21 protein-coding genes and 1 tRNA gene are annotated in these 20,883 nt (G+C 57.8%); 9 read left to right on the top strand and 13 right to left on the bottom strand.

Translation table 11 applies throughout. The features are described from left to right. Nucleotide 1: 1 nt before the first annotated feature. Both ccmB and ccmA read right to left on the bottom strand, forming a co-directional pair. Nucleotides 2-670 (bottom strand): heme exporter protein CcmB, encoded by a 669-nt coding sequence (ccmB, locus tag VF694_RS05285; protein ID WP_003803794.1) that lies wholly within the window; start codon nucleotides 668-670, stop codon nucleotides 2-4. Next, nucleotides 664-1,284 (bottom strand): cytochrome c biogenesis heme-transporting ATPase CcmA, encoded by a 621-nt coding sequence (ccmA, locus tag VF694_RS05280; RefSeq protein WP_039943770.1) that lies wholly within the window; start codon nucleotides 1,282-1,284, stop codon nucleotides 664-666. The genes ccmB and ccmA overlap by 7 nt, the downstream gene beginning before the upstream one ends. A gap of 214 nt (nucleotides 1,285-1,498) precedes the next feature. Between ccmA and VF694_RS05275 the strand changes: the two genes are divergently transcribed. After that, nucleotides 1,499-2,041: an ureidoglycolate lyase gene (locus VF694_RS05275; RefSeq protein WP_230406250.1), complete on the top strand. Its 543-nt coding sequence runs from the start codon at nucleotides 1,499-1,501 to the stop codon at nucleotides 2,039-2,041. Between the two features lie 42 nt (nucleotides 2,042-2,083). On the opposite strand, the gene cynR is transcribed toward VF694_RS05275, so the two are convergent. Continuing rightward, a complete protein-coding gene (gene cynR, locus VF694_RS05270; protein ID WP_003803800.1) occupies nucleotides 2,084-2,971 on the bottom strand; it encodes a transcriptional regulator CynR in 888 nt (295 codons plus the stop codon). A gap of 108 nt (nucleotides 2,972-3,079) precedes the next feature. Between cynR and VF694_RS05265 the strand changes: the two genes are divergently transcribed. Continuing rightward, the gene (locus VF694_RS05265; RefSeq protein WP_003803801.1) at nucleotides 3,080-3,730 is read left to right on the top strand and encodes a carbonic anhydrase; all 651 of its coding nucleotides are present in this window, start codon (nucleotides 3,080-3,082) and stop codon (nucleotides 3,728-3,730) included. A gap of 270 nt (nucleotides 3,731-4,000) precedes the next feature. Next, nucleotides 4,001-5,236, top strand: coding sequence for an autotransporter outer membrane beta-barrel domain-containing protein (locus VF694_RS05260; RefSeq protein WP_440163872.1), 1,236 nt, complete (start codon nucleotides 4,001-4,003; stop codon nucleotides 5,234-5,236). 248 nt (nucleotides 5,237-5,484) lie between these two features. On the opposite strand, the gene ychF is transcribed toward VF694_RS05260, so the two are convergent. From ychF to VF694_RS05215, 9 genes are all read right to left on the bottom strand, one after another. Continuing rightward, nucleotides 5,485-6,576 (bottom strand): redox-regulated ATPase YchF, encoded by a 1,092-nt coding sequence (gene ychF / locus VF694_RS05255; RefSeq protein ID WP_003803805.1) that lies wholly within the window; start codon nucleotides 6,574-6,576, stop codon nucleotides 5,485-5,487. A 131-nt stretch (nucleotides 6,577-6,707) separates the two neighbouring features. Then, on the bottom strand, nucleotides 6,708-7,529 hold the full coding sequence (locus VF694_RS05250) for a CPBP family glutamic-type intramembrane protease (RefSeq protein ID WP_003803808.1): 822 nt from the start codon (nucleotides 7,527-7,529) through the stop codon (nucleotides 6,708-6,710). Between the two features lie 3 nt (nucleotides 7,530-7,532). Beyond that, nucleotides 7,533-8,129, bottom strand: a complete 597-nt coding sequence (gene pth, locus VF694_RS05245; protein ID WP_003803810.1) for an aminoacyl-tRNA hydrolase — start codon at nucleotides 8,127-8,129, stop codon at nucleotides 7,533-7,535. 126 nt (nucleotides 8,130-8,255) lie between these two features. Further along, entirely contained in the window at nucleotides 8,256-8,852 is a 597-nt protein-coding gene (locus VF694_RS05240) for a 50S ribosomal protein L25/general stress protein Ctc (protein ID WP_003803811.1), read from the bottom strand. Between the two features lie 97 nt (nucleotides 8,853-8,949). Beyond that, a complete protein-coding gene (locus VF694_RS05235) occupies nucleotides 8,950-9,900 on the bottom strand; it encodes a ribose-phosphate pyrophosphokinase (protein WP_003803813.1) in 951 nt (316 codons plus the stop codon). A gap of 104 nt (nucleotides 9,901-10,004) precedes the next feature. Continuing rightward, nucleotides 10,005-10,081 (bottom strand) — tRNA-Gln (locus tag VF694_RS05230). A 5-nt stretch (nucleotides 10,082-10,086) separates the two neighbouring features. Then, nucleotides 10,087-11,025 (bottom strand): 4-(cytidine 5'-diphospho)-2-C-methyl-D-erythritol kinase, encoded by a 939-nt coding sequence (gene ispE / locus VF694_RS05225; protein ID WP_059318642.1) that lies wholly within the window; start codon nucleotides 11,023-11,025, stop codon nucleotides 10,087-10,089. A gap of 20 nt (nucleotides 11,026-11,045) precedes the next feature. Beyond that, nucleotides 11,046-11,636, bottom strand: coding sequence for an outer membrane lipoprotein LolB (locus tag VF694_RS05220; protein WP_059318641.1), 591 nt, complete (start codon nucleotides 11,634-11,636; stop codon nucleotides 11,046-11,048). Nucleotides 11,637-11,638: 2 nt separating this feature from the next. Continuing rightward, nucleotides 11,639-13,384, bottom strand: a complete 1,746-nt coding sequence (locus VF694_RS05215) for a tetratricopeptide repeat protein (protein ID WP_230406242.1) — start codon at nucleotides 13,382-13,384, stop codon at nucleotides 11,639-11,641. Nucleotides 13,385-13,506: 122 nt separating this feature from the next. Between VF694_RS05215 and mutM the strand changes: the two genes are divergently transcribed. The 6 genes from mutM to fahA all read left to right on the top strand — a co-directional run bounded on the left by mutM (nucleotide 13,507) and on the right by fahA (nucleotide 19,990). Next, a complete protein-coding gene (gene mutM, locus VF694_RS05210) occupies nucleotides 13,507-14,334 on the top strand; it encodes a bifunctional DNA-formamidopyrimidine glycosylase/DNA-(apurinic or apyrimidinic site) lyase (RefSeq protein ID WP_131071284.1) in 828 nt (275 codons plus the stop codon). 163 nt (nucleotides 14,335-14,497) lie between these two features. Continuing rightward, the gene (locus VF694_RS05205) at nucleotides 14,498-15,454 is read left to right on the top strand and encodes an MBL fold metallo-hydrolase (RefSeq protein WP_003803820.1); all 957 of its coding nucleotides are present in this window, start codon (nucleotides 14,498-14,500) and stop codon (nucleotides 15,452-15,454) included. A gap of 24 nt (nucleotides 15,455-15,478) precedes the next feature. Continuing rightward, entirely contained in the window at nucleotides 15,479-17,152 is a 1,674-nt protein-coding gene (locus tag VF694_RS05200) for an FAD-dependent oxidoreductase (protein WP_003803821.1), read from the top strand. Beyond that, the gene (locus VF694_RS05195) at nucleotides 17,140-17,349 is read left to right on the top strand and encodes a DUF2783 domain-containing protein (protein ID WP_003803823.1); all 210 of its coding nucleotides are present in this window, start codon (nucleotides 17,140-17,142) and stop codon (nucleotides 17,347-17,349) included. Before VF694_RS05200 ends, VF694_RS05195 begins: the two co-directional genes overlap by 13 nt. Nucleotides 17,350-17,363: 14 nt before the next feature. After that, complete coding sequence (gene hmgA / locus VF694_RS05190) at nucleotides 17,364-18,668, top strand: homogentisate 1,2-dioxygenase (protein WP_219235600.1); 1,305 nt, start codon at nucleotides 17,364-17,366, stop codon at nucleotides 18,666-18,668. Further along, nucleotides 18,665-19,990: a fumarylacetoacetase gene (gene fahA / locus VF694_RS05185; protein WP_219235598.1), complete on the top strand. Its 1,326-nt coding sequence runs from the start codon at nucleotides 18,665-18,667 to the stop codon at nucleotides 19,988-19,990. Before hmgA ends, fahA begins: the two co-directional genes overlap by 4 nt. A 193-nt stretch (nucleotides 19,991-20,183) precedes the next feature. Here fahA and VF694_RS05180 read toward each other — a convergent pair whose 3' ends face one another. Next, nucleotides 20,184-20,870 carry a phosphatase PAP2 family protein gene (locus VF694_RS05180; protein ID WP_003803841.1) on the bottom strand — a complete coding sequence of 229 codons (687 nt, stop codon included), beginning with the start codon at nucleotides 20,868-20,870 and terminating at the stop codon, nucleotides 20,184-20,186. Nucleotides 20,871-20,883: the final 13 nt, after the last annotated feature.

Below are 20,883 nucleotides of genomic sequence, written 5' to 3'. Positions count from 1 at the left end.
TTTACTCAAGAGCAAGGCGCAACGCCGCTGCCGTAGCAAGGGGCGCAAAGAACAAAGCCAACAGTAAAAAAGCGACCAGAACGGACAGGTGCGCTTGCGCTCCCAACCCGGCCTGAACCGCTTGCACGGCCCCCGCGCCAAAGACCAGCACGGGAACATAAAAAGGCAAAATCAACAAAGCCAACAACACCCCTGCTGAACGCAGGCCCAGCACCAAGGCCGCGCCAATCGCTCCCAGCAAAGTCAGGACAGGCAGGCCCAGCGCCAGCGACAGCATCAACACCCCCAGACTGGCTGGGGGCAAGCTAAATTGCAGGCCTAAAATGGGGGCCAGCAGCAGCAAGGGCACGCCCGTCAGCAAGGTATGCGCCAGAACCTTGCCCAACACCCACCAGCCCAGAGGCAAATGAGAAAACAGAACCTGCTCCAGGGCGCCATCCTGCTCGTCCTGCTCAAACAGCCGACTGAGCGACAACAAGGTAGCCAGCAAGGCTGAAACCCACAGCACGCCCGGAGCCATCTTGGAGAGCAAGGCGGCGTCGGCACCGACTCCCAATGGAAAAAGGCTGCACACCACCAGAAAGAACACCAGGGGGATCAGGACGTCACCGGGGCGACGCACCGCCAGACGCCATTCACGTTTCAGAAGGGCCAGGAAAAGACTCAACATGCCGACCCCAGATCCAGGTGCTGCACGTCCAGCTTCCAGGGCAAGGCCTGATGACTGGTCAGAATGACGGCCCCCTGCCTTTGCAGATGCTGCGCAATCAGCTCGCCCAGGAAATGCTGGCCGGCGCTATCCAGTGCGGTGAGCTGTTCATCCAGAATCCACAAAGGGCGATTGCTCAGGGACAAACGCACCAGAAATACGCGCCGCCGCTGCCCGGCAGACAACTGCCGCAGCGGCACGCGGCGGTATGCCAGCAAACCGCCTGCCCGCAAAGCCTGATCGTAGTCCTGGCGCTCCCATGCAACCCGATCCTGCAGCAAGAGGCTGTCCAGGTTTTCCTGCACGGACAAATTGGCATTCAGCCCGGGGGCATGCCCGCCATACATCAAGTTGCGGCGATAATCACTGTCATTACGCTGTACAGGGCGCTCATGCCAAAGCAGTTGCCCCGCATCAGCCTGGGCGATGTTGGCCAGAATACGCAGCAAGCTGGTTTTGCCGCTGCCATTGGGGCCACTGACCAGACAACATTGGCCGGCTTCAAGCTTGACACTCAGGTCAGAGAACACACGACGCTGCCCTCGTCGGCAGGACAGCGAAACCGCTTCAAGCACAGCACCCCCTTATCATGAAAGCCAACAGCGCGAAGCCGCCCGAGCAAAAAGGCGGCTTTACTGGCCCGCCAAGTCATCGCGAGCCTCCTTCAAGACAGGGGATGCCAGACTTAGTTCCGCAATAACCCCTCGAAATGCAGGCTTTTTGATCTAGGCCAAATCCGACACTAGGCCTCGGTCTTGTTACTATGGTGCCTTAGCACTTCTTTGAGTGATGCCCATGACAAGCCCTATCACCCTCACCCCTCAGTCTCTCAGCCCAGAGGTTTTCGCCCCCTACGGCTGGATGTTAGGTAAAGGTTTGACCACTGCCCCAGCCACAGCCGCATTTAGCAATGCCGCCACTGACTTCTGGCACGAACACGCCTTTGACACAGGTCCAAGTGGTCAGACCGAAGTGCTATGGGTGAATTACCGCATTCAGGACCCCTCGATTACGACACTGGAAAATCACCTGCTGACCCAGCAGGCTCTGATTCCGCTGACCGGGGAGGTGATTCATATCGTGGCCCAAAGTACACCCGAGGGCGGCCCGGACCTGAAGACCCTCAAAGCGTTCCGGATCATTCCAGGGCAAGGCGTGTGCATGCGGCCCGGCTGCTGGCACAGCAGCCGAGTCGCCGGCAAGGAAGTGACCTGTCTGATGCTGACACGCCTGTCTACCACCGTCGATCTGGTGGCGCATTTAAGCCAGGGTCAACCCGCGCGCGAAAGCGAGCTTCGCCCCTTGGAGCAGAGCGTGCGTGTGATTCTGTAAAGGGTCTGCCTGGTCGCCTGGCGACCAGCGCACAATGCCCGATCAGAATGTCGAGGCCGCACCGTATTTCAGCGCCAACTCAATAAAGGCACGCATTGCTGCCGACTGATAAGCGCCCTTGCGCTGCATCAGGATCGCGCGTCGTTGCGGCGGTGCCGGGTCCAGGCTGACGGCCACCAGATACTCGCTATTGCCAGCAATGGCAGCCGGCAGCAAGGTCGCCAAACCCGTACGCCTTACTACTTCAATCACCGCATTGAGCGAGTTGGACTCCATTGATACATTCAAGTCCAGATCGTACTCACGGCAATAGCGTTCAATCTGCCCGCGTGTAGCAAACTCAGGAGTCAGTAAAACGAGGGATTCCCGCATCAAGGTTTCTCGATCAATGCTGCGCCGCTCGGCCAGGGGGTGAGTGCGGCTCATCACCAAGGCCAGTGTCTCAACCAGCAGGGCCTGAAACTCAACCGCCGCCGAAGTGGGCTTCTCAAAAGCAATACCGATATCGAGCTCGTCCTCAACCAACTGCGTTTCCACACGCTCCTGCAGCATTTCCTGTACCACCAACCGCACATTAGGATAACGACGGTGAAAGGCCTCTACCAAGGGGCCAATCAGATACGAGGTAAATGTGGGCGCGACCGCCACCCGCAAGGAGCCGCGGCTCAGATCACTGACATCGTGCAAGGCACGACGCCCCTCTTCCAGATCCTGCAAAGCCTGCCGGGCATAACGCAGATAGACTTCGCCAGCATCCGTCAAACGAACCAGACGCCCCGTACGGTCAAAGAGTTGCGCCCCCAGATGCTCTTCAAGCTGACGCACCTGCTGAGACAAAGCCGGTTGCGAGACATGCAGGGCGCGCGCAGCGCGGGTGAAGCTCTGATACTGGGCAACCGCGAGAAAGTAATTAAGATGGCGCAAAAGCATAGGGGGCCTTTCTATAAGTAAACCCAATAAAAAGCATCAGAATTCGGTATTTTACCTTATGACCCGGACGCGTTAACCTTCTATCCACGCCGAACTACAAGGACAAGGATGAAAGACATTATCGACGGTTTCCTGAAATTCCAGCGGGAAGCCTATCCCAAGCGCGCCAAGCTTTTCAAAAATCTGGCTACACAACAAAACCCCCGCGCCTTGTTTATTTCTTGCTCCGATAGCCGCCTGGTCCCCGAGCTGGTCACACAGCGTGAGCCGGGCGATCTGTTCGTGATTCGCAACGCGGGCAATATCGTTCCCTCTTACGGACCGGAACCGGGAGGGGTCACCGCCTCGGTGGAATACGCGGTATCCGCTCTGCGCGTGTCGGATGTGGTGATCTGCGGACATTCGGACTGCGGCGCCATGACTGCCATCGCGTCCTGCCAATGTCTGGATCATATGCCTGCCGTCGAGCACTGGTTACGCTACGCAGACTCGGCTCGCCTGGTCAACGAGGCGCGTACTCACGCCAACGAACAAGAGCGCATCGCCTCCATGGTGCGCGAGAATGTGGTGGCTCAGCTGGCCAATATCCAGACCCACCCTTCCGTGCGGCTGGCCATGTCAGAAGGTCGCCTGACCCTGCACGGCTGGGTTTACGACATTGAGTCCGGCACGATTGATGCCTATGACGGTGGCAGCATGAAATTCGTGTCGCTGGCAGACAACCCAGACGTTGCTGCCGCCCCGGTAAGACGCGTGTAAACGTATCCGGGACTGATTCACGCCTGGCCGTTGCCAGGCGTTTTTTTTCGTCTTTGAACCTGCTTGTAACGGTCCTTTAGCCCACCAGCACGCGCCGCGCCAGCGTCCCACAGAAATAAACGCTCCCTCGCTAAGATGGACGGTAATCCGATAATGCGTCATCCTTCTGTTCCATCCGAGCTGCCACGGCAGGGTGAACACCGCAACACACACAATTCAAAGCGGTACCGCCCAGGCCGATGAAAGGCTCTTTACAGAATGAGCAGGCCCATGAAGAAAACTTGTCTTGCTCTGGCTCTGATGGCCCTGCACGCCGCCACCCAAGCCCAAGCCGGTTCCGACAAAGAGACCGCCGCTCACGCCCGCGCAACTGCCGCCCTCTTGCCAGGAAACGTCTACAACCACGCGCTGGCTGGGCCAATAAGCGATCCGGCGACCGAGACTATTTCCCTGAATGTGTCAGCACTTTTGCAGGAGATCGCTGCCGACCCGCAGGCTTATGGCGTGACTCCGGTAGCCACAGGCGAAGAGCATCACAAGCTCCTTGCCGAATATGCACAGTCTGTCGTCAGCGCCCCTAGCCAGGTTGCCATGCTGGCCTCCTCGGCCAACACGGCCGGCCAAATGCAAATGCAGCATATTGACCGTCGTCTGCAAACGCTTAGCGCCTCCCAGGATTCAGAACTGGCCGTCTGGTTTCAGGGAGAAGCCATGACCGGCAGTCGCAACAGCGCGAATGCGCGCCCGGAGGGTATTCAGACCGCCTGGAAACTGGGCGTGGACCAACCGCTGGATGCGTGGACACTGGGTGCCTATCTGTCTTACGAGAACCTGGATGGCGACACGGACGAGGAAGGAACATATAGTCAAAAGCGCCAATCGGCAGGTCTGTACGGACGCTGGCAATCCGAGAAATTTTGGGTGAATGCTCAGTTGTTCTACAGCGATCTGGATAACAAGACCCGCCGCCATCTGTATTTGGGCACGGCGGCGCGAGAGCATCAGGCCAAAGCGGGGGGCGAGCAGTATGGCGGCAAGATCAGCACGGGCTACGACTGGCAGACAGGAAGTGTGACTCACGGGCCGCTCTTGAGCCTGAGCATGCAACAATCCCGGATCAAGCCTTTATCCGAAGATGATCCGAATCTGTCCACCACCATGAGTTTTGATGCCCAGTCCCAACGTTCTGTGCAAAGCAGTGTGGGCTACCAAATCAATGTCGCCATCAGCCATCAGTGGTCCTTGTACACCTCCGCAGAGTGGCTGCACGAATTCAGAAAACCGGCGGAACTGCTAGGCGCACGTTTGCAGGACGGACCCTACAGTAAACGCCACCTTTACCTGCCCACGGATCAGGAAGAGGCGCGTGATGCAGGACTGCTGGAATGGGGGGTAACGGGTCAGCTCAGCCATCACTGGACACTGGGTGCAGGCATCAGCGTTCAGCTGGCTCCAGGCACCCGTCCACAAACAGCCATGTACTTGAATACGGCGTATCTTTTCTAGGCTGGTCTGTCTTGCCGCTCCTTGCCGCGTTCTGCCTCGCGCCTGAGCCAGAGCCCAATTGCTCAGGGCACCGTCACTCTATTCAGAAACGGCTCCAGACGACTCGCGCGGCAAGCTCACTAAAACCACACCTCGCACAACAGTGGCAGCCCGACACCTGAGGCAAGAGTCGTGTCCGGGCACAACGGAAGCATAAAAAAGCAGGCCCCCGAGAGGGGCCTGCCATTTCTACCACCGGCACAACTCGCTTAAACGTTGAACAGGAAATTCAGCACATCACCGTCTTTCACGACATATTCCTTGCCTTCCGCACGCATTTTGCCAGCTTCTTTGGCACCTTGTTCGCCCTTGCAAGCCACGAAGTCGTCAAAGGCGATGGTCTGGGCACGGATGAAGCCGCGCTCGAAATCGGTGTGAATCACGCCAGCGGCTTGAGGGGCGGTGTCGCCCACACGGATGGTCCAGGCACGCACTTCTTTGACACCTGCGGTGAAGTAGGTTTGCAGGCCCAGCAAGCTGTAGGCGGCGCGAATCACACGGTTCAGACCAGGTTCTTCCATGCCCAGATCGGACAGGAATTCGATCTTGTCGGCGTCGTCCAGCTCAGCGATTTCGGCTTCCACGGCAGCGCATACGGCAACCACAGGAGCGCCATCAGCGGCAGCGTAGTTCTGCACGGCTTCCAGGTGTGGGTTGTTGGTAAAGCCGTCTTCTTTCACGTTGGCCACGTACATGGTGGGCTTGGCGGTGATGAAGCCGTAGGATTTGATCTGGTGCAGTTCGTCTTCGTCCAGCTTCAGCGAGCGCACGGACTTGCCTTCGCCCAGCGCTTTTTCGATACGCTCCAGCAAGGCAACCAGCTTGGCAGCGTCTTTATCGCCCGAACGAGCCAGTTTCTGATTGCGGTGAAGGGCTTTCTCGACCACGCCCAGATCAGCCAGCGCCAATTCAGTATTGATGATTTCAATGTCTGCCAAGGGGTCCACCTTGCCGGCAACGTGAATCACGTTCTCATCGGCAAAACAGCGCACCACATGCACGGTTGCGTCGGTTTCACGGATATTGGCCAGGAACTGGTTACCCAGACCTTCACCCTTGGAGGCGCCCGCCACCAGACCGGCAATGTCTACGAATTCCACCACGGCAGGCAAAATGCGCTCGGGATTCACGATCTTAGCCAGATCTTGCAAACGCTGGTCAGGAACTTCGACCACACCGACGTTCGGTTCGATAGTGCAGAAGGGGTAGTTTTCAGCCGCAATGCCGGCTTTGGTCAGAGCGTTGAACAGAGTGGATTTACCAACGTTGGGCAAGCCAACGATGCCGCATTGCAGTGCCATGAGTATCCTGAAAATCAAAGAGTTATATAAACGATGCGCTATTGTAGCGCCCTTGGGCGCTACAGCGCCTGCAGACGGATCAGAACAGTCGTGCCGGGGACACAGGAGAGCGCCTTGAACGGCAGGTATTCTTAAACCGGAATACCGTCAAACAGCTTGAGCAGTCCGATAATCAGCAAGACCGGGCCACCGTTAAAGATGGCATGCAGCACAATCGAGGCGCCCATGCCTCGACGCACACGCAGCCAGGCCAACACCAGACCGGTCATACATTGGGGCAGGACCAGCAAGGGCAGCAAATACCAGCTCATGCTGTTGAGCTGGAAGTTATACAAATGCAATGCGCCAAAGGCCAGCGTTGCACCATAAAACACCCAGGGAAAGCAACGCCAATAGCGTCGCATGGATGAAAAACGCCATGCCCTCCCCTGCACTGCTCCCACCAACCTGCGCCACCATCCGCTATCTGCGGGCAAGGCTTCACGGGGCATGCCGGTATAACGACTGATCCAGACGGCCAGACACAAAACCAGCAGTGCTTGTATCAACCACCCACTTGGTCCCTGAAACATCAGAAACACGGCCAAGGGGACCACTGTCAGCCATTGGGACGGACGTCTGAGCACAAAGCGGAAAACCAGCTCTTCCACAATGGGCGCCCAGATGATGGCTTGCGCCCAAGGAATGCGGGTCGGGTCCAGACGATGCTGTGCACCACCTAGACCCGCCACCGAGACCGCGATTGGGCCCAGTACCAATGCATTAATCAGCCACAGCATGCCCGCCCATTGCAGCAGACGCTTCCAGGGCAAGGGAGCAAACCAGTCCAGATACCAGCCATCACCCGGTACCCTGCCAGGCAAACGTCGGGCGCTGCGGGGATGGCGCAAAAAGTAAAAGAAGTCTTTGAGCTCATCCCTAAAACGCAGCGGGCTACTAGGCACTGACTTCATGCATCAGGCCTTCTGCGGAGCATAAAGCTGGCGGGTGGCCTGCTCAAAGTCGCCACGCAGCAAGGCAGGCATCATAAGCCGGCACCGGTTCATGCCATCTTCAATCTCGCGCAACTCTTCTTGACGGGGCGCATGCAGTACGAAATTCACCACTTGCTGGGCCAGGCCCAGGGTGCGAGGGTGACCAATCCCCAGGCGCAAGCGCCAGAAATCCGGCGTGCCAAAGGCGGACTGAATATCGCGCAGGCCATTATGCCCCGCGTGCCCGCCTCCTTTTTTCATCTTCACCTGTCCGGGCAGCAAATCGAGCTCGTCATGCAGGACCAGCACCTGCTCGGGCTTGAGCTTGTAAAAACGCATCAAGGCCCCGGCGGCTTGCCCAGACTTGTTCATGAAGGTGATGGGTTTGGCGATGATGACGTTCTCACCTTCAAAGCGCGCTTTGGCGACCCAGGAAAAAAATGACTTTTCCAGATTGAAGCTCGCATGCAGATCATCGGCCAACTGGTCTGCCAACCAAAAGCCCGCATTATGACGGGTGGCTTCATACTCGGGGCCGGGATTACCCAGGCCAACAATCAAACGGATAGGCTCAGACATGAATGTTTTCGCAGGAGGCATACACCAGCAATGGCGCAGGCAGAAATAACAAACCCCCGCCAGCATACGCTGACAGGGGTTGATTCGCCAAGCTGCAAGCCGGCCAAAGCCGACAGGCAATCTTGATTACTCGGCGCCTTCTTCGGTTTCTTCCGAAGCAGCAGCACCACCCACTGGCAAGGCAGCAGCCAGCAGAGGGTTGGTGTCGTTGCCAGCGTAAGTCACGCCCAGTGGCAGCTTGATGCTGTCCAGGTGCAGGTTGGCGTTAGCCGTCATACCGCTCAGATCCACCGTGATGGACGCAGGCAGGTTACCGGGCAAGCAGGTGATTTCCAGCTCGGTCAGGATGTGGCTGATGACCTGGCCGCTCAGCTTGACAGCTGGGGACACTTCACCACCTTCAAAGTTCAGAGGAACTTTGGTGGTGATGGCTTGCGAAGCCAGAACGCGTTGGAAGTCAACGTGCAGAACCTGCTGCTTGTAGGGGTGCCACTGAACCGAGCGCAACAGCACTTTTTCAGCTTTACCGTCCAGTTCCATCGTCAGGATGGATGCGTGGAACGCTTCTTTGCGCAGGTTGTGGTAGATCTCGTTATGGTCCAGCGAGATTACGACGGGCTGTTCTTCGCCACCGTAAACAATTGCAGGAACTCGACCAGCGTGACGCAGGCGGCGGCTCGCACTCGTACCCTGTACATCACGCGACGTAGCGGTGAATTTCATTTAAAACTCCAATGGCAGAACGCTTGAGGCGTACTGCTGAAAAGTGGTAGCGGACTACCTAGTTGACGTGTGCCGCGACCAGCACACGTTAAAAAACTTAATCGCTGAACAAGGAGCTGACCGACTCGGCGTTCGAGATACGCAAGATGGTCTCGCCCAGCAGTGCTGCACAGGACAGCTGACGAATCTTGCTGCACTCGCGGGCCTTGGCGGACAACGGAATGGTGTCCGTCACAACCAGCTCGTTCAATTGGGACTGCGTAATGCGTTCGATGGCTTCGCCCGAGAGCACAGGGTGCGTACAGTAAGCGTAAACCGCCTTGGCACCGCGCTCTTTCAGGGCTTCGGCCGCTTTGCACAGCGTACCGGCCGTATCCACCATGTCATCCATCAGGATGCAGGTGCGTCCGTTGACATCACCAATGATGTTCATGACTTCGGATACGTTGGCACGCGGGCGACGTTTGTCGATAATGGCCAGATCCACTTCCAGTTGCTTGGCCAGTGCACGTGCGCGCACCACGCCGCCGATGTCAGGCGAGACAACCACCATGTCCTGGTAATTACAGCGCCAGATATCGCCCAGCAAAATGGGGGAAGCGTAGATATTGTCGACCGGGATGTCGAAGAAACCCTGGATTTGGTCTGCGTGCAGATCCATCATCATGACGCGATCAACACCGACCACTTGCAACATATTGGCCACGACTTTGGCCGAGATCGACACACGCGCCGAACGGGGGCGTCGATCCTGGCGGGCGTAACCAAAGTAAGGGATGGCAGCGGTGATGCGACCGGCCGACGCGCGGCGCAAGGCATCGACCATCACCATGATTTCCATCAGATTGTCGTTAGTGGGAGCGCAGGTGGGCTGCAGAACAAAAACATCGCGACCGCGCACGTTCTCGTTGATTTCAACCATGGCTTCCCCGTCAGAGAAGCGACCCACCGTCATTTTCCCCAGCGACATATCAAGGTGGTTGACGACATCGACAGCAAGGCGAGGATTAGCCGTGCCGGTGAAGATCATGAATCGGTCTTGTGCCATGATGGGAGATAGATTTTGATGCAGGAAAAGCAAAGCTGTTGATCGAAACCCCTACAAGGAAACGACTCAACAGCTTTACATTATCGCAGGCCAGGCCTGAAAGGTGGCTGGGGAAGAAGGATTCGAACCTTCGCATGCCGGAATCAAAATCCGGTGCCTTAACCAGCTTGGCGATTCCCCAAATACTTACTTAATCCAGTAGCGTAGCGGATGATCTTGCAAACCAGAACAAACCCATGTTTGATCGACCAGCAATTTACCACTATTTGATTCTTCGCTACCAGAAAAATCTATTTTACTGCTATTTCGGTCAATTTCAAACTGACCTTTCATGGCGCTTTGTTTGTCTCTGCACTCAACAAACAAACAAGAACCTGAGCCCGTCATTCTAGCATTTAATTTTAAACTTTGCAAACCCTGCTTTAACAGCAACAAATCAGGATAAAGATTAAATGCAACCGACTCTAGATTGTTTCTGCCAAAATAAGGATTATTATCCTTGGCTTGCCAGAATTTTTCTTGCCAATCAGTAAAGAACGTTATTGTGATCGGTTTCTCATCGCGTGTCAAGCATTCGGCGCTAAATATTTTTCCTGTGGATATAAATTGCGGTGGCCGAATGATGATGTAGTCCCGGGGCGGCATCTGAATGGCCTGCAGTTGTTCCCCTACCCCTTCCGCAAACGCAGCCTGTCCGAATACAAAAACCGGCACATCGGCGCCCAGAGGCAAGCCAATATCCATCAAGGCCTGACGGCTCAGGCCCAGGTTCCACAAACGGTTCAAGGCAATCAGGGTCGTGGCCGCATCGCTGGAGCCACCGCCCATCCCCGCTCCCGACGGAATGTTCTTGATACAAGAGATATCCACGCCTTGCCGGGTGCCCGTCGCTTGTTGCAGGGCACGAGCGGCTTTGATCACCAGATCCTGTTCAGGCTCCACATCGCTCAAGGTACTGTGTACCCGGCAGATCTGTCCGTCGCTACGAGGAACGAAGCTCAGGTAGTCATTCAGATCCACAAAGCGGAAGGCGGTTTGCAGAAAATGGTAGCCGTCTTCACGACGACCCGTGACGTGTAAAAACAGATTGATCTTGGCCGGAGCCGGGACGTTGTAGAGCGCCATGACACAAACCTGCTCGCGCTTTACTGGTCCACAACCAAACGCACGCTGATGGAGCGATTGGCTTCATGACGGTTCAACTGGAGCAAGCGCGGGCCTTGTTCGTCGTAACGCGACAGCGTCACACGCCAGCCGGACTGCTCGAAACTGCTCAGTTTTTGCTGATCGTCCCTGCGTTCACTTTGAACGGGGGCACTGCCCGTGCGGCCATGCAGCCAGTCCCGCAAGCCGGCCACGGGCACGGGGCTGCCCAGAACCTGTTCCACCAACGCATCCGGATGAGTGGCGAGCTCCTGGCTTCCGTCGGTACGCTCCAAAATGGCCTGCCCCGGCAGTACCCAGACACGCGCCAAGGTATTACCCAATGGATTGCTCAAATCCAGCATCAGCTTGCGCCCATCATCACGCCAGGAAAAACCACCCTGCACGGCTTCGACCTGCGAGCTGGAGTGCGTCACGCTTACGGCAAAGCGACCTGAACGTGACAACGCGCTGGAGGCCTGATCAGCCTCGGCGCCACTGCCGTCCTTGGGCTGGGGGGGGGTGGCACAGGCACTGAGCACGGCAAGCAGCGTCAGGGCCGCAGCCCGATACCATAAGCGCTGTTTCAACATCTTCACGGCAGCGGCACTCCCAGTCGCTTGATGGTTTCAGTCAAAGTGCGATTGTCTGGATCTTTACTCAAGCCCGCCCGAAAGACCAGCATGGCATCTTCGCGACGGCCTTTGACCCAAAGCACTTCTCCCAGATGGGCAGCCACATCCGCCTCGGGCAAACGTTCGTAGGAACGTTGCAAATACTCCAGCGCGGCCTGCAAATCACCGATGCGAAACAGATACCAGCCAACGCTATCCAGAATATAGGGGTTGTCCGGCTCCAGTTCCATGGCGCGCTCAAGCAAATCCTGGGCCTCGTCCATACGGCGATTTTGATCCGCATAGGTATAGCCCAAGGCGTTATACGCATTCGCGTGGTCAGGGCGCAACTCGATAACGCGGCGCATCAGAGCCTCGAACTGATCATGCTTGGCCCGCTGCTCGTACAGCATGGCCAGGTTGTATTTGATTTCAGGGCTGTCGGGCAGCTCACGGTCAGCGCGCTCCAACACTTCCAGAGCCTGATCCGTACGACCGCTGTCCTGATAAATGGAGGAATAGGTCAGGGCCACCACCACCTGCTCACTCATATCTCGCGGGCGGGAGCTTTCCAAAGTACGGCGTGCCAGGGGCAAGTTGCCCTGACGGGCCTGCAGAACCGCCTTGTGAATCTGCGCCTGAAAACGCAGCGCAGGCTCCTCGATCAAATCCAGCTGACGAATAGCCTCGTTCAGATCACCCTGCGCCTCGGCAATCTGCACCAGGGACAAGCGAGCTTCGGAGATGCTGGCCAAAGCCGTATTGACGGCGTCATTCAAGGACTGGCGGCGCTGCTGCTGAACCGTAATATATTGTTCCAGCAACTGGCGGGCCTGCGCATACTCCTTGGCGCGGATGTGAATTTCGGCCTGGGTATAGAGCAGGTCAAAGTCTTCCGGGTTAGCGCGCTGCAAGGCGCTGACAATGGCCTGGGCCTCGTCAAACTGTTGACGCTCGACCAAACGATTGGCCAACAATAACTGCAGCTTGCGGCTGTCCGGATTGTCGCGTACGAAGGCACGTGCGCTTTGCAAGGCAGCCGAAGGATCAATCTTGATACCATATTCCAGCACTCGCTGCGCGGCTGCTTCAGAATGCGGGTCCAGTTTCAGGGCTTCCCGTGCCTCGCGCTCCGCGCGTGCTGCGTCACCGGCACTCCAGGCGGTATCGGCCAGAGCAAGACGGGCGATAGGCAAAGAACGCACCGGCTGCTGCAAGGCCTTGTCCAGCACCTCCAGCGCCAGTCGGCGATCCACCATTTTGCTGACCATGCTCATGGCCTGTACCACGGCCTGCTCTTTATCTTCAGCCCGTGAAATGCGCAGCCACAAGGCATCTGCCAGGCCTTCGGTCTGACCGCTGGACGCTTCCAGCGCCAGGGCAGTGGCCTTGGCTTCCGCATCGTTGGGGGCTAACAGGGCCCACTCTTTGGCAGCCCGCAATGCGCGACCCAGATCACGGTCGGCCATTGCATATTGAAACGCGCTCTGAGCCAGCCGAGGATCACTGGTGTCACGAGCCAAGGATAGAAAAGTCTGGCTGGCAACATCGTACTCGCCTCGGGAAGCCGCAACCTCGGCCACCAAAATGCGATAGAGGATGTCCGAGGTCAAGCCTACCAACGGCAGTTGTCCGCTGCGCAAGCGGATGGTGTCGACAGGCGGCTCCGCCTTGAGTATGGGAAGTGAGGTTTGTGCTTGCGCCGAAACCGCTGCAAGCAACGACATCAGGCCCAGCTTTAGTGCTAAGGTCAGAGCATTCATCCAGAAAAACCCGTGCCCTGATACGCGCGATAAAACGCCCGATGGCACAATAAAGGAATCAGATTTGTTGATGGTATCACCCCCCCATGCCTGAACTGCCAGAAGTTGAAACAACTCGTCGCGGAATTGCGACGGTTATCCAAGGAAAAAACGTCCGACAATTCCTGGTTCACGAACCACGTCTGCGCTGGCCCGTGCCCGCCTCCTTGCCCCAATGCCTGGTAGACCAGACCGTTCTTGACTGCACGCGTCGAGGCAAGTACTTGTTGTTGCATTTTGAAAAAGGCGTGCAGATCATCCATCTGGGCATGTCGGGCTCCCTGCGGCGCGTGGCGCTGGAGGAAGAACGCCGCAAACATGATCATGCGGAATGGATTTTTGACGAGGCCCGCTTCCTGCTGCATGACCCACGACGATTTGGTGCGATATTATGGCATGCCCACCAGGACGGCCCGCTGGAAAACCATCCTTTGCTACGTACTTTAGGCATTGAGCCTTTTGACCCCTTGTTTACGCCGGCCTATCTGTTCCGGCATTTGCAGGGACGACGAATGGCCATCAAACAGGCTCTGCTCGGCGGCAAGATTGTCGTGGGCGTGGGCAATATCTATGCCTCCGAATCTCTTTTTCTGGCGGGCATTCATCCCGAACTGCCTGCCGGTGAAGTTTCTCTGCATCGCTGCGAGAAACTGCACGCGGCTATCCTGAGCACCCTGCAGGCCGCCCTGGACTCAGGGGGCAGCACCTTGCGCGACTACGTGAACGCCAGTGGCGAGCCAGGTGCCTACTTTGCCATTCACGCCAATGTGTACGAACGGGTGGACAAAGCCTGCCCGCGTTGCCAACAGCCCATCAAACGTATCGTTCAGGGTCAGCGCGCCACCTACTACTGCTCGCGCTGCCAACGCCGCTAAGCCCGCTCTCTTCCCTTCTGTCTGCCTGTCATGCCGGTTCCGGCAGGCAGGCGCACGCGCGTTTTAACAGCAGGCCTATACCCTATTCAGGTATTCACCTATATCTAACTGATTCGCCATAAACTAATCTGACATCATCCCTATCGACTGTGGAGTCATTTTCATGAGCAAGTCCTTCGCCTCGCACAACGACCTGGAAGACAAAGTCGTTGCCTTTGAAAAACTGTCCGACCATGCCTACGCCTACACGGCTGAAGGTGATCCCAACACAGGCATCATCATTGGTGATGAGGCCATTATGGTGATCGACACTCAAGCCACGCCGGTAATGGCACAGGATGTCATTCGCCGCATCCGCGAAGTCAGCGACAAACCCATCAAGTATGTGCTGCTGTCGCACTACCACGCCGTGCGCGTACTGGGCGCATCGGCTTACCAGGCTCAGGAGATCCTGGCCAGCCGTGACACTTACGACCTGATCGTGGAACGTGGCGAGCAGGACAAGGCCAGCGAAATTGGCCGTTTTCCTCGCTTGTTTCGCAACGCCGAATCCATCCCTCCCGGCCTGACCTGGCCCACCATGACGTTTGAAGGACACATGACGGTGGACCTGGGCAATCTGGAGGTCCATCTGATGCAAGTAGGCCGCGGCCATACCAAAGGCGACACCATCGCCTGGCTGCCCAAGGAAAAAATCCTGTTTGCCGGTGATCTGGTCGAGTATCAGTCCACTCCCTACGCAGGCGATTGCTACTTTCGCGAATGGCCACGCACATTAGATCGTCTGGACGAATTCAAGGCAGAGAAAATGGTTCCTGGCCGTGGCCCTGCGCTGAAGAACGCTACGGAGGTGCGTCAGGCCCTGGCAGGCACCCGTGCCTTTCTGACCGACTTGTATTCCAGCGTGCAGCAAGGCGCTGCTGCGGGCAAAGATCTGAAAACCATCTACCGCGAAACCTACGATTTCATGAAGCCGCGCTATGCGGACTGGGTCATTTTCGATCACTGCATGCCCTTTGATGTGTCCCGTGCCTACGACGAGGTCAACGGTCACGAAGACCCACGTATCTGGACCGCCGAGCGCGATCTGGAAATGTGGAAGCAGCTCGAAGGTCAATAAGACGCCAGGCCAGGGAGAGAGAAGATGGGAGACATTAATTACCAGACCCTGGAGCTGACACAAGCCCCCCCGCCGGCCGCCCATCACCGCCACCCTGTCGTGGTGGTGGGGGCCGGCCCGGTGGGGCTGACCATGGCTCTGGACCTGGCGGCCAAAGGCCACCAGGTCGTGATTCTGGACGACGACACGACGCTGTCCAAAGGATCACGGGCCATCTGCTTTGCCAAGCGCACCCTGGACATCTGGGACCGCCTGGGCGTGGGCGCTCGCATGATGGACAAAGGCGTGTCCTGGAATGTGGGCAAAGTTTTTTTCCGCAACCAGGAGGTCTGGAGTTTCAATTTGCTGCCGGAAGAAGGCCACCAGCGTCCCGCCTTCATCAACTTGCAGCAGTACTACTGCGAAGGCTATCTCTACGAAGCGGTCTGCGCCCAGCCCCTGATCGAGCTGCGCTCCGGCCATAAAGTGCTGAACGTGGTGAATCAGGCAAACGGCGTGCATCTGGATATAGAAACCCGGCAAGGCCATTACACCCTGGAAGCAGAATGGCTGCTGGCCTGCGATGGTTCACGCTCGGCCATTCGCCGCGCCTTGGGTGAAAGCAGCAGCGGACGCGTGTTCAAGGACCGTTTTTTGATTGCGGACGTGCGCATGCAGGCGGACTTTCCCGCTGAACGATGGTTCTGGTTTGACCCGCCTTTTCATCCCAACCAGTCTGTTTTGCTGCACAGCCAACCGGACAATGTCTGGCGCATCGACTTCCAGCTAGGCTGGGATGCGGACCCCGTGGAAGCCGTCAAGCCCGAGAACGTGCTGCCCCGCATTCGCGCCCTGCTCGGTGCCGACGCCCCCTTTGAACTGGAGTGGGTCAGCATTTACACCTTTGCCTGCGAGCGCATGGAGCGCTTTCGTCATGGCCGCATCCTGTTTGCCGGAGACTCGGCCCACCGTGTCTCGCCCTTTGGCGCACGCGGCGCCAATAGCGGTATCCAGGACGCCGACAACCTGGCCTGGAAGCTGAATCTGGTTCTGAATGCCCAGGCCCCCGACAGCCTGCTGGACAGCTACCGTCATGAACGTGAGCTGGCCGCGGACGAGAACATTCGTCACTCCAGCCGTTCAACAGATTTCATTACCCCTAAAAGCGAAGTCAGCCGCCTGTTCCGTGATGCAGCCTTGATTCTGGCGCGTCGCCACGCCTTTGCCCGTGTGCTGGTCAATAGCGGTCGCCTGTCCTTGCCCAGCGCTTATCCGGACAGCCCGTTGAATACGGCTGACACACACGAATTTGCCGCCTGCGCCACGCCATTGGGCGCCTGCGTCCCCGATGCGCCTATCGAGCAAAACGGTCAGGCAGGCTGGTGGCTGGGTCAATTGGGTAGTGGCTTTACCTTGCTGGAATTTGGCGAAGGCCAGACCAGCCAGCCTGAAGCGCTAGAAGAATTGGTCGCCCAAGGTCTCATGACCCGCCTGCGCGTCTGGCCGGCAGGCACGCCAGCTGTCCAGGCCCAAGGTGACATCATCGACAGCCAGGATATGCTGCGTCAGCGTTATGACGCTCAGCCCGGCTCCTGCTATCTGATCCGTCCCGATCAACACCTGTGCGCCCGCTGGCGTCATCTGGATGGGCAGGCTGTGCGTATTGCCCTGCAAAAAGCCTGTGGCCATTTCCTGGAGAGTGCTTCATGTCTACACTGAATACCCATACCCCCTTGGAACGGGCTGACGACTTCTACCAGATGTTGATCGATGCCCACCAGGGCCTGAGCACGGCCCAAAGCCATGCCATGAATGCCGCCCTGGTACTGTTGCTGTGCAATCATATCGGCTCGCTGGACGTGATCAAGCAAGCCCTGGATGCCGCCCGCCAGACCTGCCTGGAGCAGGCCGCCTGAATCTGGAGATCCCAATGAGCGCTTTGAAGTATCAGATTGGTTTTGGTAATGCCTTTGCCACCGAGGCCCTGCCCGGTGCGCTTCCCCTTGGGCGCAACTCGCCCCAACGCTGCCCCTATGGCTTGTACGCTGAGCAACTGTCCGGTACCGCCTTTACGGCGCCGCGCGCCGATAACCGCCGCTCCTGGCTGTATCGCATTCGCCCCAGCGCCAAACAGGGAGCCTTTGCCGCTTTTGAGGGAGCCCCCTACTGGAATGAGGACTTCGGACACGGGCCGGCCAACCCCAACCGCTTGCGCTGGAATCCGCTGAACCTGCCCGATACACCCACTGATTTTCTGGCCGGCGTTCACACCTGGGCAGGCAATGGCAGCAGCGACTCGCAAAGCGGCATTGCCATCCATTTGTATGCCATCAACCAGTCCATGGGACGCCGGGTGTTTTACAACGCCGATGCCGAGATGCTGTTCGTGCCCGAGCAAGGGCGTCTGCGTCTGCTCAGCGAACTGGGCATCCTGGAAATCGAACCCTGCGAAATTGCCGTCATGCCTCGTGGCGTGCGCTTCAAGGTAGAGCTGCTGGACGATACCGCCCGGGGCTATCTGCTGGAGAATTTCGGCGCGCCGCTGCGCTTGCCCGAACTGGGTCCGATCGGCTCCAACGGTCTGGCCAATGCACGCGATTTCAAGACACCGGTCGCCTGGTACGAGGATGTCAGCGAGCCACATGAACTGATCGCCAAATTTACCGGCGGCTTTTGGGTCGCCGCATTAAGCCATTCGCCACTGGATGTGGTGGCCTGGCATGGCACGCATGCGCCTTACAAATACGATTTGCGGGATTTCAATGTCATCGGCTCGATCAGCTACGATCATCCCGACCCGTGTATTTTCACTGTGCTGACCTCCCCTTCGGACACGCCGGGTACGGCAAACCTGGACTTCGCCATTTTCCCGCCCCGCATTCTTGCCATGGAAAATACCTTCCGCCCACCCTGGTTCCACCGTAATTTCGCCAGCGAGTTCATGGGTCTGATCCAGGGTGTGTACGATGCCAAGGCCGATGGCTTTGCGCCGGGCGGTGCCAGCCTGCACAATTGCATGAGCCCGCACGGCCCCGATGCCAGCACCTTTGACAAGGCCAGCCGCGCAGATCTGAGCAAGGCGGACTATCTGCGCGGTACCATGGCCTTTATGTTTGAAACCCGCAAAGTGATTCGTCCCTCGCCTCGGGCCTTGCAAAGCAACAGCCTGCAGGCTAACTACGATGCCGTCTGGGACGGTCTGGAAAAACATTTCTCTACGGAACAAAAGGCATGACCCACGCTTATCTGAATGACACTCACGATCCCACGCTGCAAAGCTGGGTGCCCGGCGCCAACGAGGCCGACAACGGCTTTCCTATCCAGAACCTGCCCTTTGCCGTAGCGCGCCGCCGTGACAGTCAGGAAGACTTCCGTGTCATGGTGGCGATCGGCCCCTACGCCCTGGATCTGGGCCTGCTGGCCTGCGATACCCCCTGGCACGGCAAAGCCGCCGACGCCCTGGCAGCCTGCGTCAAACCGGCTCTCAATGATCTGATGGCCTTGGGTCAGGAATATTGGAGCGCACTGCGTGCCGCCTTGTCGCAGGACTTGCGCCAGGGCTCCTCGGCCGAATCGCGCCTGCGCCCCATGCTGATCGAACGCAGCAAGCTGGAATACGCCCTGCCCGCCCAGATTGGCGACTACACCGACTTCTACATTTCCGTGCACCACGCAACAGCAGTGGGCAAACAGTTCCGCCCCGATGCACCCTTGCTGCCCAACTACAAGTGGGTGCCTATTGGCTACCACGGCCGGGCGTCCAGCATCGGTGTGTCTGGCCAGCAGTTCCCGCGCCCCATCGGCCAGACCCGCCCACCCGAGGGGCAGGAGCAGCCCAACTTTGGTCCTTGCCAGCGCCTGGACTTTGAACTGGAAATGGGCATTCTGATTGGCAAAGGCAACAAAGCGGGTCACCGTATTCCTATCGGTCAGGCAGACGAGCACGTTTTTGGTCTGTGCCTGTTCAATGACTGGTCGGCACGCGACCTGCAAGCCTGGGAATACCAGCCTTTGGGTCCCTTCCTGGCCAAGAACTTTGCCTCGACCATCTCCCCCTGGGTAGTAACACTGGAAGCTCTGGCTCCTTTCCGTCGCCCATTCAGTCGTCCTGAATCCGATCCTCAGCCCCTGCCCTATTTGCAGGACCAGGCCAATCTGGAAAGCGGCGTGCTGGATGTGGAGCTGGAGGTGTACCTGAGCACCGAGCAGTCACGCCAGCAACACAAAGATCCGGCCCTGCTCTCGCGCAGCAACTTCAAGCAAGCCTATTGGACCGTGGCCCAACTCGTTGCCCACCACAGCGTCAACGGTTGCAATCTGCAAACCGGTGATCTGCTGGGCACTGGCACCTTGTCCGGTCCGGGCAAAGGTCAGGAAGGCTCTTTGCTGGAAATGAACCAGGGGGGCAAGAACCCGATTGATCTGCCTTGGGGAGAGCAGCGCAATTTCTTGGAAGATCAGGACGAGGTCATTCTTAAGGGTTTCTGCCGCCAGGATGGCTACCCGACCCTCTCTTTTGGCGAATGTGCCGGACGCGTCTTGCCCGCTATTGTGTAGGCAAGGAGGCTGTCAGGCCCTTTTTGAGCGCCTTTGAGCCAAACACCCCGGTTTCCGTATCAGAAACCGGGGTGTTTTTTATACGCCATTCGAGCCGGCTGGTCGGGCTAACATCAGGCCGTAACAAGCCAACTCTTCGGGCCACTCCAGACAGACAAATGCCTCGGCGGGCAGGCTAGCATGGATCAAACCATCAAGATTCCAACGGTTTGTGTCTGGCCCAGGTCCATAAAAGATAAAACAGAACGCAACCATACAGGCCCAGTACTGCGCCGGAGGCCAGTACCTGACTGAGAAAATGATAACCCTGCATGATGCGTAAAAAGCCAAACAACAGGCCCGCGCCCAGTCCCAGAACAAATCCTCCGGCAGTCAGTTTGCGGCAGCCTACCATGACACCCACAAAAAACAGGGAGAGCAGCACAAAGCCGGATGCAGCATGAGCGCTGGGCAAGGCGTTACCTGCCTGGGCCCAGGAATGGGCCCAGAAATAATCAGGCATTGATTCCGTGCCACCGAACAGGGCCAGATTAAAAGGCCTTGGCATGGCGGTCAGATGCTTCAATACGCCTATTAGCAAGGGGCCGCTGCCCATGTAGAAAGCGGCCCCTGCCCAGGCCAACTGCCGGCAAGAGCCCCTGGGTAAGCGCCAGGCCACAACCGCAGCGATGACTGCCCCGCCAAAGGGCACGAACCACACCAGCTTGCGACCGAACAAATCCACAAACGGCTGCAATCGCCAGGGGAAGTCCCGCATCTGAGGATCGAAGAAAAAGGCGCTTAAGGACAAGTCCGTTGCCGAGCCCATGGTGACCGAGGCCAGAACTCCCAAAACAAGGAAAAAGACCGCACTACCGAGGATATAAGGGCGAAAAAGCATCCGGCCACCACGT

This window comes from Alcaligenes sp. Lyrl_28 (genome assembly GCF_051948705.1).
In the GTDB taxonomy this organism is placed as follows: Bacteria; Pseudomonadota; Gammaproteobacteria; order Burkholderiales; family Burkholderiaceae_B; genus Alcaligenes; species Alcaligenes ammonioxydans.
Note: the sequence above shows the minus strand (reverse complement) of the source record. Positions and strands in the feature narration are given on the sequence as shown.

Excerpts from the sequence above, each read along its gene's own strand:
- VF694_RS05200 (WP_003803821.1), top strand. The coding sequence starts at position 15,479 with ATGGGAGACATTAATTACCAGACCCTGGAGCTGACACAAGCCCCCCCG.
- ccmB (WP_003803794.1), bottom strand. The coding sequence starts at position 670 with ATGTTGAGTCTTTTCCTGGCCCTTCTGAAACGTGAATGGCGTCTGGCG.
- VF694_RS05220 (WP_059318641.1), bottom strand. The coding sequence starts at position 11,636 with ATGTTGAAACAGCGCTTATGGTATCGGGCTGCGGCCCTGACGCTGCTT.
- pth (WP_003803810.1), bottom strand. The coding sequence starts at position 8,129 with ATGTCTGAGCCTATCCGTTTGATTGTTGGCCTGGGTAATCCCGGCCCC.
- ispE (WP_059318642.1), bottom strand. The coding sequence starts at position 11,025 with ATGGCGCTCTACAACGTCCCGGCTCCGGCCAAGATCAATCTGTTTTTA.
- VF694_RS05240 (WP_003803811.1), bottom strand. The coding sequence starts at position 8,852 with ATGAAATTCACCGCTACGTCGCGTGATGTACAGGGTACGAGTGCGAGC.
- VF694_RS05265 (WP_003803801.1), top strand. The coding sequence starts at position 3,080 with ATGAAAGACATTATCGACGGTTTCCTGAAATTCCAGCGGGAAGCCTAT.
- VF694_RS05205 (WP_003803820.1), top strand. The coding sequence starts at position 14,498 with ATGAGCAAGTCCTTCGCCTCGCACAACGACCTGGAAGACAAAGTCGTT.
- VF694_RS05180 (WP_003803841.1), bottom strand. The coding sequence starts at position 20,870 with ATGCTTTTTCGCCCTTATATCCTCGGTAGTGCGGTCTTTTTCCTTGTT.
- cynR (WP_003803800.1), bottom strand. The coding sequence starts at position 2,971 with ATGCTTTTGCGCCATCTTAATTACTTTCTCGCGGTTGCCCAGTATCAG.
- hmgA (WP_219235600.1), top strand. The coding sequence starts at position 17,364 with ATGAGCGCTTTGAAGTATCAGATTGGTTTTGGTAATGCCTTTGCCACC.
- VF694_RS05235 (WP_003803813.1), bottom strand. The coding sequence starts at position 9,900 with ATGGCACAAGACCGATTCATGATCTTCACCGGCACGGCTAATCCTCGC.
- mutM (WP_131071284.1), top strand. The coding sequence starts at position 13,507 with ATGCCTGAACTGCCAGAAGTTGAAACAACTCGTCGCGGAATTGCGACG.
- fahA (WP_219235598.1), top strand. The coding sequence starts at position 18,665 with ATGACCCACGCTTATCTGAATGACACTCACGATCCCACGCTGCAAAGC.
- VF694_RS05215 (WP_230406242.1), bottom strand. The coding sequence starts at position 13,384 with ATGTCGTTGCTTGCAGCGGTTTCGGCGCAAGCACAAACCTCACTTCCC.
- VF694_RS05250 (WP_003803808.1), bottom strand. The coding sequence starts at position 7,529 with ATGAAGTCAGTGCCTAGTAGCCCGCTGCGTTTTAGGGATGAGCTCAAA.
- VF694_RS05260 (WP_440163872.1), top strand. The coding sequence starts at position 4,001 with ATGAAGAAAACTTGTCTTGCTCTGGCTCTGATGGCCCTGCACGCCGCC.
- ychF (WP_003803805.1), bottom strand. The coding sequence starts at position 6,576 with ATGGCACTGCAATGCGGCATCGTTGGCTTGCCCAACGTTGGTAAATCC.
- VF694_RS05195 (WP_003803823.1), top strand. The coding sequence starts at position 17,140 with ATGTCTACACTGAATACCCATACCCCCTTGGAACGGGCTGACGACTTC.
- VF694_RS05275 (WP_230406250.1), top strand. The coding sequence starts at position 1,499 with ATGCCCATGACAAGCCCTATCACCCTCACCCCTCAGTCTCTCAGCCCA.